Genomic DNA, 13,624 nt, shown 5'->3' with positions numbered 1-13,624 from the left:
CGTACCGGGCGGCGGTAACAGAATTTGGGCCCGCGGCGCGGCCCGGGGCCCTCCCGGCCCACCCGGGGGGGCGCCCCGTGCCCGCCCGCGGGGGCCCCCCCCCCCCCCCCCCCGCGGCCCCGTACACGACCGCGTGCTCGCCCAGCAGAATGGCCTTGGCGTGGGCGCGGCCGATGCCCACGGCGCGGGCCCGGCCCTGTGGCGCCCCGTCCGCGAGGACCGGTGCAGAGGCCGGTACCGGGGACGGTACCGAGGCCTCAGAGCTCGGTAGCGACAACGCTCTCAGCTCCCCTTCTCGTTTCTGCGGTGGGACCGGACCTGCCGGTTTCTGCGACGATGTCCCGTTATGCCTCAGCAGGGCGATCTCGACCAGCTCGTCGATATCGAACTCCGAACGGCAGTGGGGGGCGCCGTAGCGGGTGATCTTTCCGCGGCTCACCCATTTCCGAATGGTCGCCTCGGTCACTCCGACGGCCAGTGCCGCGACATTCGTGGGAACGAGCCGGTGGCGCGGGGGAGTGGGCCCCGTCACGAGCCGGCACCCGTGCGCTGCTGTTCCATCAGGGACCTCAGCTTCAGCCATTCCCGGATTTCCCATACATGTCCCATGGAGCACTCCAGGCGGTCGGCCGGCGGCCGCCCGCCGGAATTCAGCGGCGTGGTGATCACTCCGCCGCAGCGGTCCACGACACATTTCCTGATGGCGGTGCGCAGTTCACCGGACGCGGGGTCGATCGCGGCGCGCAGCTCGGCGGCCAGGCGCTCGGTCTCGTCCACGAAGTCCGCGGCGCACGGCTGCGCCGCAAGCCAGCGCAGATGCTCGGCCAAAAAGGCGGCCAGGCGGGGCACCGAGCGGGCCGGGACGGCGATGCCGCGCCCGGCGGCGACGGTGTCCGACCACGCCTCCAGGGCGGCCAGCAGGCGGGAACGGGCCTCCAGGACCGCGATGTTCACCTGGTCGAGGGTGCGGCTGCCCGAGACCCGCGTGGGATTGCTGCGCCGCGGCGCCGGCGCCGTGTGGTGCAGGCACTCCTGGTGCAGGGCGGGAAGCACGCGCAAGGTGGCCTCCGCCTGGCCGATGCAGTGGGCACACAGGAGGGACCCCGCGACGGCATCGCCTTCGTGGGAGTTATTCCTGGAGCACTGCCATACCGTCATCGAATTCTCCATCGTGGGGTGACAGGAGCGGACCTGCGCGGTGCGGCGAGTTCAGCAGCCTTGCCTTTCCGTCCCCCGGCGTGCGGCGGTGTCCGACAACGCTTTCACGCCATGAGGTCCGGAATCTCTGGGCCGCGCCACACAAAGGGCCGCGGGCCGCCAGCACTCGCCGAACGTACCGAGGCCTGCTGGAGGTTGGATATAGCCGCGTTCGGGTCGCGCAGGAAGAAAGACGGGATCCGGGAAGCTTTCGAGTCGATTTCCAGGTAAATCCGAGCGGCTGGCCCGAGCGTGGCGCAAGAAGGAGGCCCCATGGACGGCACGCATCGGGTCGGACAAAGAGTCCCGACTTCCGCCCCGCCCACCCCCGGGGAAGCGGCGGCGCGCCTGGAGATCTGCCTCGTCGGCGCAGGCCCGCGAGGACTTTCCGTACTGGAACGGATTTGTGCGCAGGAACGGAAGTCGCCCCGCTGGGACACCGTCACCGTGCATGTGGTCGACCCGGATCCGCCGGGCTCGGGACGGGTGTGGCGCCCCACGCAGTCCCGGCACCTGCTGATGAACACCGTGGCCTGCCAGGTCACGGTCTACACCGACGCCAGCGTCCGCATCGCCGGCCCCCTGGACGAGGGGCCGAGCCTGTTCGCCTGGGCCAAGGCCCTGGCCTCGGGCACACTGGAGAGCCTTCCCCGGGCCGGCTACGCCGAGGAGACCCTCGCCGAGGCCCGGCGGCTGACCCCCGACACCTACCCCACCCGCGCCCTGTACGGCACCTATCTGACCTGGGCGTTCCAGCGGGTCGTCGCGAACGCCGCCGCGCACACCCGGGTGCGCACACACGCCGTCCGCGCCATCGCCCTCCACGACGACCCCGCCACCGGCCCCGACGGCGGGGGGCGTACGCAGACCGTCGTGTGCGAGGACGGCACCCGCCTGTCCGGCCTGTCCGCGGTCGTCCTGGCCCAGGGCCACCTGCCGGTGCGGCCCACCGCGGCCGAGGAGAAGCTGGCACGGTTCGCGGCGCGCGGCGGGCTGACCTATCTGGCCCCGGCCAACCCGGCCGACGTCGACCTGTCGGGCATCGCCCCCGGCCAGGCGGTGCTGCTGCGCGGCCTGGGCCTGAACTTCTTCGACTACCTGGCCCTGTTCACCCAGGGCAGGGGCGGCACCTTCACCCGCACCGGCGGCCGCCTGGTCTACCGGCCCTCGGGCCGCGAACCGCGCCTGTACGCCGGCTCGCGCCGCGGCGTGCCCTACCAGGCCCGCGGCGAGAACGAGAAGGGCGCCCTGGGCCGCTACTTCCCGCGGCGCCTGACCCTGGACCACATCAAGGCCCTGCGCGCGCGGGGCCCCCAGCACGCGGGCATCGACTTCGCCGCCGAGCTGTGGCCGCTGATCTCCAAGGAGGTGTGCAGCGTCTACTACGCCGCGCTGCTCGCCCGGCGCGGCCACCTGCCGCACGCCATCGAGGAGTTCACCGAGCACTACCTGGACGCCGGCCCGGGGGAGGGCGAGGAGGCGCTGCTGGAGGCGGCCGGCATCCCCGCCGCCGAGCGCTTCGACTGGCAGCGCCTGGCCCGCCCCTACCCCCCCGCCGCGCTGCGCGACCGGGCCGCGTTCGGGCGCTGGCTGCGCGGCTACCTCGACGACGACGTCCGCCTGGCCCGCCAGGGCAACGTCAGCGGACCCCTCAAGGCCGCCCTGGACGTCCTGCGCGACCTGCGCAACGAACTGCGCCTGGCCGTGGACCACGCGGGCCTGACCGCCGCCTCCCACCGCGACGACCTCGACCACTGGTACACGCCGCTCAACGCCTTCTTGTCCATCGGCCCGCCGGCCTCGCGCATCGAGGAGCTGGCCGCGGTCATCGACGCGGGCGTCCTGGAGGTGCTCGGCCCCGGCCTCGACATCACCACCGAGAACCCCGAGAACCCCGAGAACCCCGAGAACCCCGAGAACCCCGAGGGCCCCGAGGCCCGCGGTGCCTGCTTCGTGGCCACCTCCAGCCACATCCCCGACGTACGGGTGCGGGCCACCGCCCTCATCGAGGCGCGCCTGCCCGAGATCGACCTGCGGCGCACCGCGGACCCGCTGCTGCGCGAGCTGCTGCGCACCGGGCAGGCGCGCCCGTACCGCATCCCGGCAGCCGGCGGCCCGGCCGACTACGAGACCGGCGGCCTGGCCGTGACCGAGCAGCCCTACCACCTGATCGACGCCCGCGGGGTGCCCCATCCGCGGCGCTTCGCCTACGGGGTGCCCACCGAGTCCGTGCACTGGGTGACCGCCGCCGGCATCCGCCCCGGCGTCGGCTCGGTCACCCTGGAGGACTCCGACGCCATCGCCGCGGCCGTCCTGGCCCTGCCCGCGCTCCCCGCCGACACCGGCGGGCCGGGCACCCCTGCGATCCCGAACGCGAAGGCGAGGGCCGGCACATGACCTCCTTTCTGCCCCACGCGCCGACGGCGGCCGAGGCCGCCCATCTCGATGCGGGCCTGCTCTCCCCGGTCCGCGCCGGCACCCCCGTCGAGGCGGCCGTCGGCGACCGCGCCTGGCTGCAGGCGATGCTGGACGCCGAGGCGGCCCTGGCCCGCGCCCAGGCCCGCTGCGGCACCGTGCCCGCGGCGGCCGCCGACCTCATCACCGCCACGGCCCGCGCCGACCTGCTGGACCTGCGCCAACTCGCCCTGGCGGCACGGGAGACGGCCAACCCGGTGGTGGGCCTGGTCGCGGCACTGACCGCCCGGGTCGCCGAGCGCTCCCCGCAGGCCGCCGAGTACGTGCACCGCGGCTCGACCAGCCAGGACGTCCTGGACACCGGCGCGATGCTGGTGACGGCGCGGGCACTGCGCCTGATCACCGCGGACCTGCGGGCCGTCGCCGACGCACTCGCCTCCATGGCGGCCGCGCACCGCGACACCGTGATGGCCGGCCGCACCCTGGCCCTGCACGCGGTGCCCACGACCTTCGGGCTCAAGGCGGCCGGCTGGCGCCAGCTGGTCCTGGACTGCCTCCAGCGCCTCCAGCACCTCACCGACGGCAACCTGCCCGTCGCGCTCGGCGGCGCGGCCGGAACCCTCGCCGGCTACCTCCAGTACGCGGGCCCGCAGGCCGACCCCGCCGTGCTCCTCGACGAACTCGGCGCCGCCTTCGCCGAGGAGACCGGCCTGGCCGCCCCCGCCCTGCCCTGGCACGCCCTGCGCACCCCCGTCGCCGATGTGGCCGCGGCCCTGGCCCACACGGCCGGAGCCCTCGGCAAGATCGCCGCGGACGTGCTGGTCCTTGCCCGCACCGAGGTCGGCGAGGTGGCCGAGCCCGCACCCGCCGGGCGCGGCGCCTCCTCGGCCATGCCGCACAAACGCAACCCCGTGCTGGCCACGCTGATCCGCTCCGCCTCCCTCCAAGTGCCCGCCCTGGCCACGGTGCTGCTGCAGTGCCTGCTGACCGAGGACGAGCGGGCGGCGGGGGTGTGGCACGCCGAGTGGCAGCCGCTGCGCGAGGCCCTGCGGCTGACCGGCGGCGCCGCGCACACGGCCGTGGAGCTGGTGCGCGGGCTGACCGTGCGCCCCGAGCGGATGCGCGCCAACCTCGAGGCGACCGGCGGCCGGCTGGTCTCGGAGAAGGTCTCGGCCCACCTCGCCGCGCACCTGGGCAAGACGGCGGCCAAGGACCTGCTCACCCAGGCCTCCCGGACGGCCGCCGCCGGCGGCCGCCCGCTCGCCGCCGTCCTGGCCGAACTCCCGCAGCTGGCCGGCGTGCTGACCGCGGCCCAGGCGGCGGCCCTGCTGGACCCGGCCGGCTACACGGGCCTGGCGGGCCCGCTGGTGGACCGCGCACTCAACCCCCCGGAACACTGACGGCACCCGAAGAGGAGGGCCGGGATCACCCCGGCCCTCCTCTTCGGGTGCCGTTTCAGGAGTGTGCCGTTGCCGTCTCCTGCTCGGGCGCGGCGGGCTTGTCCTTGGCCGCCCAGGCGGGCACCGGCAGCGGGCCGCTGCGCAGCAGGGCCCCGGCGATGACCGCGCCCAGGGCGCAGATCCCGGTGCACCACCAGAACACCTGGCTGTAGCCGTGCACGGCGGCCTGTTCGAACAGGGCCGGATCGGGCCGGGCGGTGCGGTGGCTGGAGAGGTAGTCGGTGGTGGCGCCGGCCGCGATCGTGTTGAGCAGCGCGGTGCCCATGGCGCCGCCCAGCTGCTGGCCGGCGTTGATGGTCGCCGAGGCGACACCGGAGTCCTGCGGCTTGACCGCGGAGGTGCCGGTGGGCAGGGCGGCCGCGAAGACGCTGCCCATGCCCAGGCCCATCAGCACCAGCGGGGCCAGGATCGTGGAGGCGTAGGCGGAGTCCGGTTCGATCCGGGTCAGCAGGGCCATGGCACCGGCGTTGCAGAGCATGCCCGCCACGACCAGCGGCCGCGGGCCGAAGCGCGGCATCAGCCGGGTGTTGCCGAGGGTGCTCGCCACCGCCGTGAGGGTCACCGTCGGCAGCAGGGACACCCCGGCCTTCAGCGCCGAGTAGCCCAGGCTGTTCTGCAGGTAGTAGATGAGGAAGAGCAGCATGCCGAACAGGCCGGCGCCGGCGAACAGCATGGTGAGGTAGGCGCCGCCGCGGTTGCGGTCGAGCACGACCCGCGGGGGCAGCACCGGGGCCTGGGCGCGCGGCTGCCAGAGGCCGAACAGGATCAGCAGCACCGCGCCGGCCACCAGCACGCCCCAGGTCGAGGGGGTGCCCCAGTCGTGCGTGGAGGCGTTGGAGAAGCCGTAGACCAGGCAGAACAGGCCGCTGGAGACCAGCAGTACGCCCACCACGTCCAGGCGGGACTTGGCCCGCGGCTGCTTCTGCAGCGTCCGGAAGCCGACGATGAGGCAGAACGCGATGAAGACGAGGTTGACATACAGGCACCAGCGCCAGTTCAGGCCGGTGGTCAGCGCGCCGCCGACCAGCAGGCCCACGCCGCCGCCGCTGGCCGCCACCGCGCTGAACGCGCCGAAGGCCTTGGCGCGCTCCTTGGGCGCGGTGAAGGTGGTGGCCAGCAGCGACAGGGCGGTGGGCGCCAGCAGCGCGGCGAAGACGCCCTGGCCGGCGCGGGCGATGACCAGCACCGTGAAGCTGCCCGCGGCGCCGCCGAGCACGGAGGCGGCCGCGAAGCCGGCCAGGCCGACCAGGAAGGTCTCCCGCCGGCCCAGGAGGTCGGCCAGCTTGCCGCCGATCAGCAGCAGGCTGCCGTAGCTCAGCGCGTACGCGGTCACCACCCACTGCTTGTCCGCGTCGGAGAAGTCCAGGTCGTCCTGGGCCGAGGGCAGCGCCAGGTTCATCACCGTCGCATCGAGGGTCAGCATGAGGTAGGTGACGCAGATGACGGCGAGAACGGCCCACCGCCTGGGGTCCGAGGCCGCGGGAACGGCCCTGGGTGTGGACATAACCTGTCTCCTAGTCGCGTTGGTCGGACCGCGGGCTGCCGGCAAGGCGCCTCAGGTCCTGGCGGTGGGGCCGGCGCCGGCGGATGCGGGCCGCGGGCCGCCGGGGCCGTCGGGGCCGTCGGGGGCTCCGGCCGGGCCGGGCTCCGGCTGTCCGGCCAGCAGCGCGGACAGCACCCCGGCCAGCACGTCCGCCGGTTTGTCCACCGCGCCCGTCGAGCGCCACGCCACGTGCTGGTCGGGGCGCACCAGGACGGCGCCGTCGTCGGCGACCTCCCGCACGGCGGCCCAGCCCCGGTCGGTGTCGGTGTAGGGGGCGCCGTCCCCGATGCGGGCCACGGCCAGGGGCAGGGACAGCTTCTCGGCGACCTGCTCGGCGGCCTTCGCCCACGCGGTGCCCGCGGCGCCGGTGATCAGGGCGAAGCCCGTCGAGGGACCGGCCAGGTCCAGGGTGGACAGGCGCTGTCCGCCGTGCTCCAGCCAGGCGTGCGGCAGCCGGTGACCGGGGCGGGTGGTGGGCCGGTAGTCGGTGCCCAGCGGCGAGCGGGCCGGGGGCCGGCTGCCGTCGGGCACCAGGGCGCCCTGTGCGTAGGCGAACCCGAGCTCCAGCTCGTGCGCGTGGCACTCGGCGCGGTGGGTGGCGAAGATCTCCGCCGCCCGGGCGCGGGTGAGGGCGCCGGTGGGGGAGTCGGCGAAGTAGGCGCTGAAGGCGGCCGTGCGGCGCTCGGGCGGGACGTGCGCGCCCAGGCCGAGCGCCGCCTCGGTCAGCACCCGGTGGTGGAACCAGGTGGCCAGGCCCCAGTCGACGTTGCGCTCGCCCACCGGGCGGCGCTCGCGGGCGTAGGTGTCCAGCAGGGCGTCGTCGGCGCGGCCGGCGAGGACCGCGGCCAGCTTCCAGGCGAGGTTGTGCACGTCCTGGATGCCGCCGTTGAGGCCGAGCCCGGTGGTGGGCGGCTGGCGGTGGGCGGCGTCGCCGACGATCAGGAAGCGGCCGGTGCGGTAGCGGTCGGCGAGCACCCGCTCGATGGACCAGTGCGACACCTTGTGCACCGTCAGGTCCAGGCCGGGCAGGCCCAGGACCTCGCGGATGCGGCCGGTGACGGCCGCCTCGTCGTCGCGGTCGGCATCGCCGAGCGCGAAGTGCAGGCCCCACTGCTCGCAGTGCCGGCCCCAGGTCGGCCCCATCTCCAGCAGGGTGCTGTTCAGGTCGGGGCGGCGGGGGTTGACGAACCAGGTGATGATGGTGCCGTCGTGCCACCAGCGGGAGAGATCCGCGGAGAAGTACGCGGAGGTGACGTCGACCATGTTGGTCACGCCCTCCATCCGTACGCCGAGCTGGGGGCCCAGCGTGCGGCCTCCGTCGGCGGCGATCACATAGCGTGCGCGGATCCGGGTGACCGTGCCGTCGGCCAGGTTGCGGATCTCGGCGACGACATGCTTGTCCTGCTCGGTGAAGGAGAGCAGTTCGTGGGAGAACAGGACGCGGCCGGGATTGCGCTGCTGGGCCTGGCGGCGCAGCAGCGGCTCCAGGCGCAGCTGCGGCAGTTTGGCCGGCAGTACGGGGCCGTGCGCCGCGTAGCGGTCGGTCAGCGCGCCGCCGCCGAAGGCGTCCATCTCGTGGATCACCCGGCGGTCCAGCGGGCCGTCGCCCGCCAGCGAGGTCTGCCAGCGCACCTTGCCGAACTGGCCGGTGTCCGCCGCGTGTTCGCTCACCGCACCGGCCAGGCCGTGCTGGCGGAAGATCTCCATCGTGCGCTGGTTGAGGTAGTGCGCCTTCGGCAGGATCGACGTGTCCGCGTGCCGCTCCACGAGCACGTGCCCCACCCCGTGGTCGGACAGGAAGACGGAGGCGGCCAGGCCGCAGCCCCCGCCGCCCACGATCAGCACCGGAACCTCGGTTACCTCCATAGCGGGCCTTCCATCCTGTGACGACACGCGCCGGCCGATGCCGCGCAGCCCAGCATCGGCCGCAGGGATTGGCCCGCACTAGGGACCGGGTTGGCGCCCATTTGGCGACCGGGTGCGCACAGGACCACGCCCGTGCACCGCGTTCCGGGCGGCACCGAGCAAGAAAACACGGACGAAAACGCAGACGAAAACACGAACAAAGCACGGACGAAAACACGAACGAAAGCAGAGGGGAAAGCAGAGAAGGAAGCAGAGAAGGAAGCGCGGACGAAAGCACGGACGAAAGCACGGGAGAAGGCCAGGCGCGGACGGCGGCGCGGCGCGGGCTTCAGCCCGGCGCGGGCCGCGCCGGAACCCCCGTGCCGAAACCGCCGCGCCGCCATCGCGGCGCCGCGCGGCGAGTTCACCGGCCACCGGGCGCCGCGCGGCGGCTTTCACCGAAGCGGTGATCCCCGGCGCGGCCGAGGAGGGCTTCCCGCCGGCCGGCCGTTCAGCTCGCCAGTGCGCGCGCCGGGCGCGCCGCGGTGTGCCGCGCGGCCGGGCGGGCCGGCGCGGTGGCCGCCAACGGGTGGGGCCGCCAGTCCAGGGCCGGTGCCTGGTTGAGGATCTGCTGTTCGAGCAGGCGCAGCGCCGGCCGCGGGTCGATGCCCAGCTCCTCGGCCAGGCGCCGCTGGTTGGTCCGCAGCACCGCCAGCGCGTCCGCCTGCCGGCCCGCCCGGTACAGGGCCAGGACGAGCAGTTCGCAGCCGTACTCGCGCAAGGGGTGCGCCTGCACGAAGGCCTCGAGCTCGGCGACCGCGACCTCGTGGGCGCCGGCCGCGAGCAGGGCCGCGCAGTGCCCCTCGGTCACCGACAGGTGCAGCTCGTCCAGGCGCGCCACGTCGGGGCGCAGATAGCCGGTGTCGGCCACCTCGGCGTACGCCGGACCGCGCCACAGGGCCAGGGCCGCGCCGAAGTCGTGGATCGCGCAGGGCGCGTCGCCCCGGTCCAGGGCCCGCCAGCCGGCGGCGGCCCGTTCGCCGAAGCGGTGCACGTCGACCTCGACGGCCTGCCCGTCCAGGAGATAGCCGCGGCCGTAGGTGCGCAGCACCCGCGCCGGGGTGCGCGGCGCCCGGTCCGGCTCCAGGACGCGCCGCAGGTTGGCGACGTAGGCCTGCAGGGAGGCGATCGCCGACGGCGGCGGGCTGCCCGCCCACAGCTCCTCGACGATCACATCGACGGCCACCGGCCGGCCGGCCTTGCTGACCAGCAGGGCCAGCAGGGCGCGCTGCTTGGGCGCCCCGAGGTCGACGAGCCGGCCGCCGACGGCGGCCTCGATCGGGCCCAGCGCGCGGAACTCGACCAGGGGCCGCTCCAGGGCCGGCCGCAGGCCCGTGGTGCGCCCGCCGTGGGCCGCGTGCAGGCGCAGGGCCTCGTTGGTGCGGCGCAGTTCGACGATCTCGCGCTCCAGCTCCGCGATGCGCCACGCATCCTGATGGACCGGCCCCGCACCGTCGGCCGGAATGCCCACGGCGGATTCCTCATGGGACATCCGTGCATGCTCCGCCGCCACGGTCTGGTATCCAGTGACGCGCATGTTCCAACCCCCTCGCGCATTTCACTCTTCGAGGATTTACGGTGATTTCCCGGCGGTTTCCCCGTGGGTTTCCGGTGGGTTTCCGCTGGTTTCCCGGTGGATGTGAGAGTCGATTTCCGGCGGCGGCCTGATTTTCCCCGGACGGCCCGTCGCCGTCACGACCTTATGCGCCAGCGGCCCGCGTGCCAATCCGCCATCGATCGCTTCTCCAGCATCGCTCAAGGCGCGTGGCCGACGTTGGAGCGCAAGGAGCAGCGGGGGCGGCCGCGGGCGGGAATTGCCGCCGCGCGGCGGCCCGGTAACGGCCCTCTTTTGACCGGTAACGACCCTCTTTTGACGGATCGTCAAGATCGAGCGTGGAGGTTCCAATGTCCCAAGCCGCTGATGTCGAGCGCGATGTCGAGCGCGTGTACGCGGCCATGGAGGAGGCGGCCGGCCTGCTGGGCGTGCGGGTCGCCCGGGAGAAGGTCCATCCGCTGCTGAGCGCCTTCGAGGCCACCCTCGCCGAGGGCGGCGTCGTCGTCTTCTCGATGGCCAGCGGCCGCCGCGCCACGGAGCTGGACTTCAGCATCTCGGTGCCGGCCGAGCACGGCGACCCCTATGCCACCGTCCTGGAGCGGGGGCTGTTCCCGGCGACCGGCCACCCCGTCGACGACCTGCTCGCCGACACCCAAAAGGCCCTGCCGGTGTCGATGTTCGCCATCGACGGCGAGGTCACCGGCGGCTTCAAGAAGACCTACGCGTTCTTCCCCACCGACGACATGCCCGGCGTCGCCCAGCTGGCCGCCATCGACTCCATGCCGGCCTCGGTGGCCCACAACGCCGAGCTGTTCGCCCGCTACGGCCTGGACAAGGTCCAGATGACGTCGATGGACTACAAGAAGCGCCAGGTCAACCTGTACTTCAGCGACCTGGACCAGAACAACCTCCAGCCCGGGGCGGTCCTTTCCCTGGTCCGCGAGCTGGGCCTGCACGTGCCCGCCGACCTCGGCCTGGAGTTCTGCAAGCACTCCTTCGCGGTCTATCCCACCCTCAACTGGGACTCCGGGACCATCGACCGGCTGTGCTTCGCCGTGATCACCACCGACCCCGGGCGGGTGCCCTCCGCCGACCCGCGCGACATCGAGATGTTCGGCAACTACGCGACCCGGGCGCCGTATGCGTACGTGGGCGAGAAGCGCACCCTGGTCTACGGCCTGACGCTCTCGCCCACCGAGGAGTACTACAAGCTCGGCGCCTACTACCACATCAGCGACGTCCAGCGGCATCTGCTGAAGGCGTTCGACTCCCTCCACGACTGAGCGCCCACGGCTCCGGCCCGCCCACGGCTCCGGCCCGAGTGCGCCTCCAGCCGGAGTCGACACCGGGCGCGCACGCTGGGGGCAGATACGTGCCGTGCCCCGAGCCCGCTCCACCCGCACCCCGCTGCGCCGCGCGGGGGCCACGACAGACTTTAAGGGGAGACCTTGCCGATGGCAGGCGCCAGCCTTGGGACCACAGGGGTCCCGCAGCCGTCCAGCACCGCGAACGTGACCGACGAACTGCTCGAACTCTCCCTCGGCTACCTGTACTCGGCGGCCCTGCACGCCGCCGCGCGCTTCCGCATCGCCGACCACCTGGCCGACGGCCCGCGCACCGCCGCCCAACTCGCCGGGGCCGCCGGGCTCAACGGCCCCTACCTGCACCGGCTGCTGCGGTTCTTGGCGACCAAGGGCGTCTTCCGGGAGGACGACGAGCAGCGCTTCCACCTCACCGCGCTCGCCGAGCCGCTGCGCACCGACAGCGCGCACTCGCTGCGCGACTACGTCCTGGTGCGCGGCGAGCCGGTCTTCTGGCAGTCCGCGGCCCAGCTCCACGAGGCGGTCCGCACCGGCACCACCGCCTTCGAGCACGTCTACGGCGTCCCTTTCTACGACCACATCGCCGCCGACGCCGACCTCAGCCGCGCCTTCAACTCGAGCATGGCCGCCTTCTCCGAGGCGCTGAGCAACGGCGTCGTCGACGCCTTCGACTTCTCCGCCTACAAGAGCGCCGTCGACGTGGGCGGCGGACACGGCGGCCTGCTGCGGGCGGTGCTGCGCCGCAACCCCCACATGACGGGAACCCTGCTCGACCTGGAGCCGGTGGTGGCCGGGCACGTCCTGGACGTGCCGGAGCTGACCGGGCGCTGGCGCGCCGAGGCCGGGGACTTCTTCGACTCCGTGCCGGCCGGCGCCGACCTGTACCTCCTCAAGCACGTCCTGGCCAGCTGGCCGGACGAGGACTGCGTGCGCATCCTTGGCACCTGCCGGGCGGCGATGCCCGCGCACGGGCGCCTTCTGGTCGTCAACGCCCTGATCCCCCCGGGCAACGCACCGCACGCGGGCAAGACCGGCGACGTGCTGATGATGACGGTCCTCAACGGCCGCGGCCGCACCCGCGCGGAGTACGAACAGCTCCTGGCCGAGGCCGGGTTCACCGTCCGCCGCGTCCTGGACACCTCCTCGCACGCCTCGGTCCTGGAGGCGGCCGCCACCGGCTGACGGGCACCCGCCCCGCTCCCTGAGCCCCGGCGCCTGGGCGGCCGGGGCTCAGGCGCGGGTGAAGCGGGTGCTGCTGCCCAGATGCAGCGCGCGGATGTGTCCGTCGGCGATGTCGAGCAGCACCAGGGCACCGAGGTCGTGGCCGCTGCGGTCGCGCAGGACACCGGCCGGGCGGCCGCCGACCTGCCGGTGCTCCAGGGTGATGCCGATGCGGTGCAGCGGCGGGACGATCGCACCCAGCGCCCGCGCCACATTCTGCGCGCCCTCGATGCGCCGCGGCCACGGCACCCGTGCGGCCCCGCCCGCCGGGCCGAGGGCGGCGGCCAGTTGACGGCAGGCCGCCTGCGAGCACCCCAGGGCCGCGGCGATGTCGGCGAAGCCGCACCCGAAGACCTCCCGCAGCACGAAGACGGCGTGCTCGGCCGGGGAGAGGCCCTCGATCAGAGCCAGGGCCGCCGCCAGCCCCGCATCCTCACCCCCCGCCCGCCGGGGCGGGTGCGGGGGCTGCGGCGGTGCGGCCGCCGTGAGGACATCGAGCGCCATCCGCGTCACCGCGGCCACCAGAAAGCCCCGGGCACTGGGCTGCGCCGGTGCGCTCTGCCACAGCAGCCGGGCCCGGCGCACCACCTCCTGCGCCGCTCCCGCCTCGCCCAGCATCCGGTGGGCGAGCGCGGACAGCAGCGGCCGCAGCTCCTCGAACTCCTCGGCCCCACCCACCCGGTCCCCCCTACGCCTCCCTGCGCCTCCCTGCGCCTTCCTGCGCCTCCCTGCGCCTTCCTGTGCCTTCCTGTGCCGTGAGCCGGTCACGCCGTGCGCGCGGGCCGGCCCGGCCGCCGCGCCGTCACACCGGGCACCGCGTGCCGAGTGCGGCCAGGACGTTGCGGTGGATGTCCAGGGCCGCGGTGGACTGGTTGAGGGTGATGTAGTGCAGTCCGGGAGCGCCCTGCTCCAGGAGCCGGCCGGCCATGGCGGTGGCGTACTCCACCCCGATGCGATGACCGGCCCCGGCATCCTCGCGTGCCGCGTACAGGCGGTCGGCGAGATC

At 74.0% G+C, this 13,624-nt stretch carries 10 protein-coding genes; 4 read left to right on the top strand and 6 right to left on the bottom strand.

The features are described from left to right. Positions 1 to 528: 528 nt before the first annotated feature. Positions 529 to 1,158 carry a hypothetical protein gene (locus tag ACFWZ5_RS29740; RefSeq protein WP_384794707.1) on the bottom strand — a complete coding sequence of 210 codons (630 nt, stop codon included), beginning with the start codon at positions 1,156 to 1,158 and terminating at the stop codon, positions 529 to 531. 312 nt (positions 1,159 to 1,470) lie between these two features. Between ACFWZ5_RS29740 and ACFWZ5_RS29735 the strand changes: the two genes are divergently transcribed. After that, positions 1,471 to 3,594: an FAD/NAD(P)-binding protein gene (locus ACFWZ5_RS29735; RefSeq protein ID WP_384794705.1), complete on the top strand. Its 2,124-nt coding sequence runs from the start codon at positions 1,471 to 1,473 to the stop codon at positions 3,592 to 3,594. Continuing rightward, entirely contained in the window at positions 3,591 to 5,012 is a 1,422-nt protein-coding gene (gene pcaB / locus ACFWZ5_RS29730; protein ID WP_384794703.1) for a 3-carboxy-cis,cis-muconate cycloisomerase, read from the top strand. Before ACFWZ5_RS29735 ends, pcaB begins: the two co-directional genes overlap by 4 nt. 55 nt (positions 5,013 to 5,067) lie before the next feature. Here pcaB and ACFWZ5_RS29725 read toward each other — a convergent pair whose 3' ends face one another. The 3 genes from ACFWZ5_RS29725 to ACFWZ5_RS29715 all read right to left on the bottom strand — a co-directional run bounded on the left by ACFWZ5_RS29725 (position 5,068) and on the right by ACFWZ5_RS29715 (position 10,012). After that, positions 5,068 to 6,576: an MFS transporter gene (locus ACFWZ5_RS29725; RefSeq protein ID WP_384800609.1), complete on the bottom strand. Its 1,509-nt coding sequence runs from the start codon at positions 6,574 to 6,576 to the stop codon at positions 5,068 to 5,070. A 51-nt stretch (positions 6,577 to 6,627) separates the two neighbouring features. Next, positions 6,628 to 8,481: an FAD-dependent monooxygenase gene (locus ACFWZ5_RS29720; protein ID WP_384800612.1), complete on the bottom strand. Its 1,854-nt coding sequence runs from the start codon at positions 8,479 to 8,481 to the stop codon at positions 6,628 to 6,630. Between the two features lie 490 nt (positions 8,482 to 8,971). Next, positions 8,972 to 10,012 (bottom strand): BTAD domain-containing putative transcriptional regulator, encoded by a 1,041-nt coding sequence (locus ACFWZ5_RS29715; protein WP_384800615.1) that lies wholly within the window; start codon positions 10,010 to 10,012, stop codon positions 8,972 to 8,974. Positions 10,013 to 10,425: 413 nt separating this feature from the next. Between ACFWZ5_RS29715 and ACFWZ5_RS29710 the strand changes: the two genes are divergently transcribed. Continuing rightward, the gene (locus ACFWZ5_RS29710) at positions 10,426 to 11,358 is read left to right on the top strand and encodes an aromatic prenyltransferase (protein ID WP_384800618.1); all 933 of its coding nucleotides are present in this window, start codon (positions 10,426 to 10,428) and stop codon (positions 11,356 to 11,358) included. A 228-nt stretch (positions 11,359 to 11,586) separates the two neighbouring features. Continuing rightward, a complete protein-coding gene (locus ACFWZ5_RS29705) occupies positions 11,587 to 12,579 on the top strand; it encodes a methyltransferase (RefSeq protein WP_384800621.1) in 993 nt (330 codons plus the stop codon). Positions 12,580 to 12,627: 48 nt separating this feature from the next. On the opposite strand, the gene ACFWZ5_RS29700 is transcribed toward ACFWZ5_RS29705, so the two are convergent. Both ACFWZ5_RS29700 and ACFWZ5_RS29695 read right to left on the bottom strand, forming a co-directional pair. Continuing rightward, positions 12,628 to 13,296 (bottom strand): sigma factor-like helix-turn-helix DNA-binding protein, encoded by a 669-nt coding sequence (locus ACFWZ5_RS29700; protein ID WP_384800624.1) that lies wholly within the window; start codon positions 13,294 to 13,296, stop codon positions 12,628 to 12,630. A gap of 124 nt (positions 13,297 to 13,420) precedes the next feature. Continuing rightward, a partial coding sequence (locus ACFWZ5_RS29695; protein ID WP_384891558.1) for a methylenetetrahydrofolate reductase occupies positions 13,421 to 13,624 on the bottom strand: 204 nt, incomplete at its 5' end.

The organism is Streptomyces sp. NPDC059003, assembly GCF_042740445.1.
Classification (GTDB): Bacteria; Actinomycetota; Actinomycetes; order Streptomycetales; family Streptomycetaceae; genus Streptomyces.
Note: the sequence above shows the minus strand (reverse complement) of the source record. Positions and strands in the feature narration are given on the sequence as shown.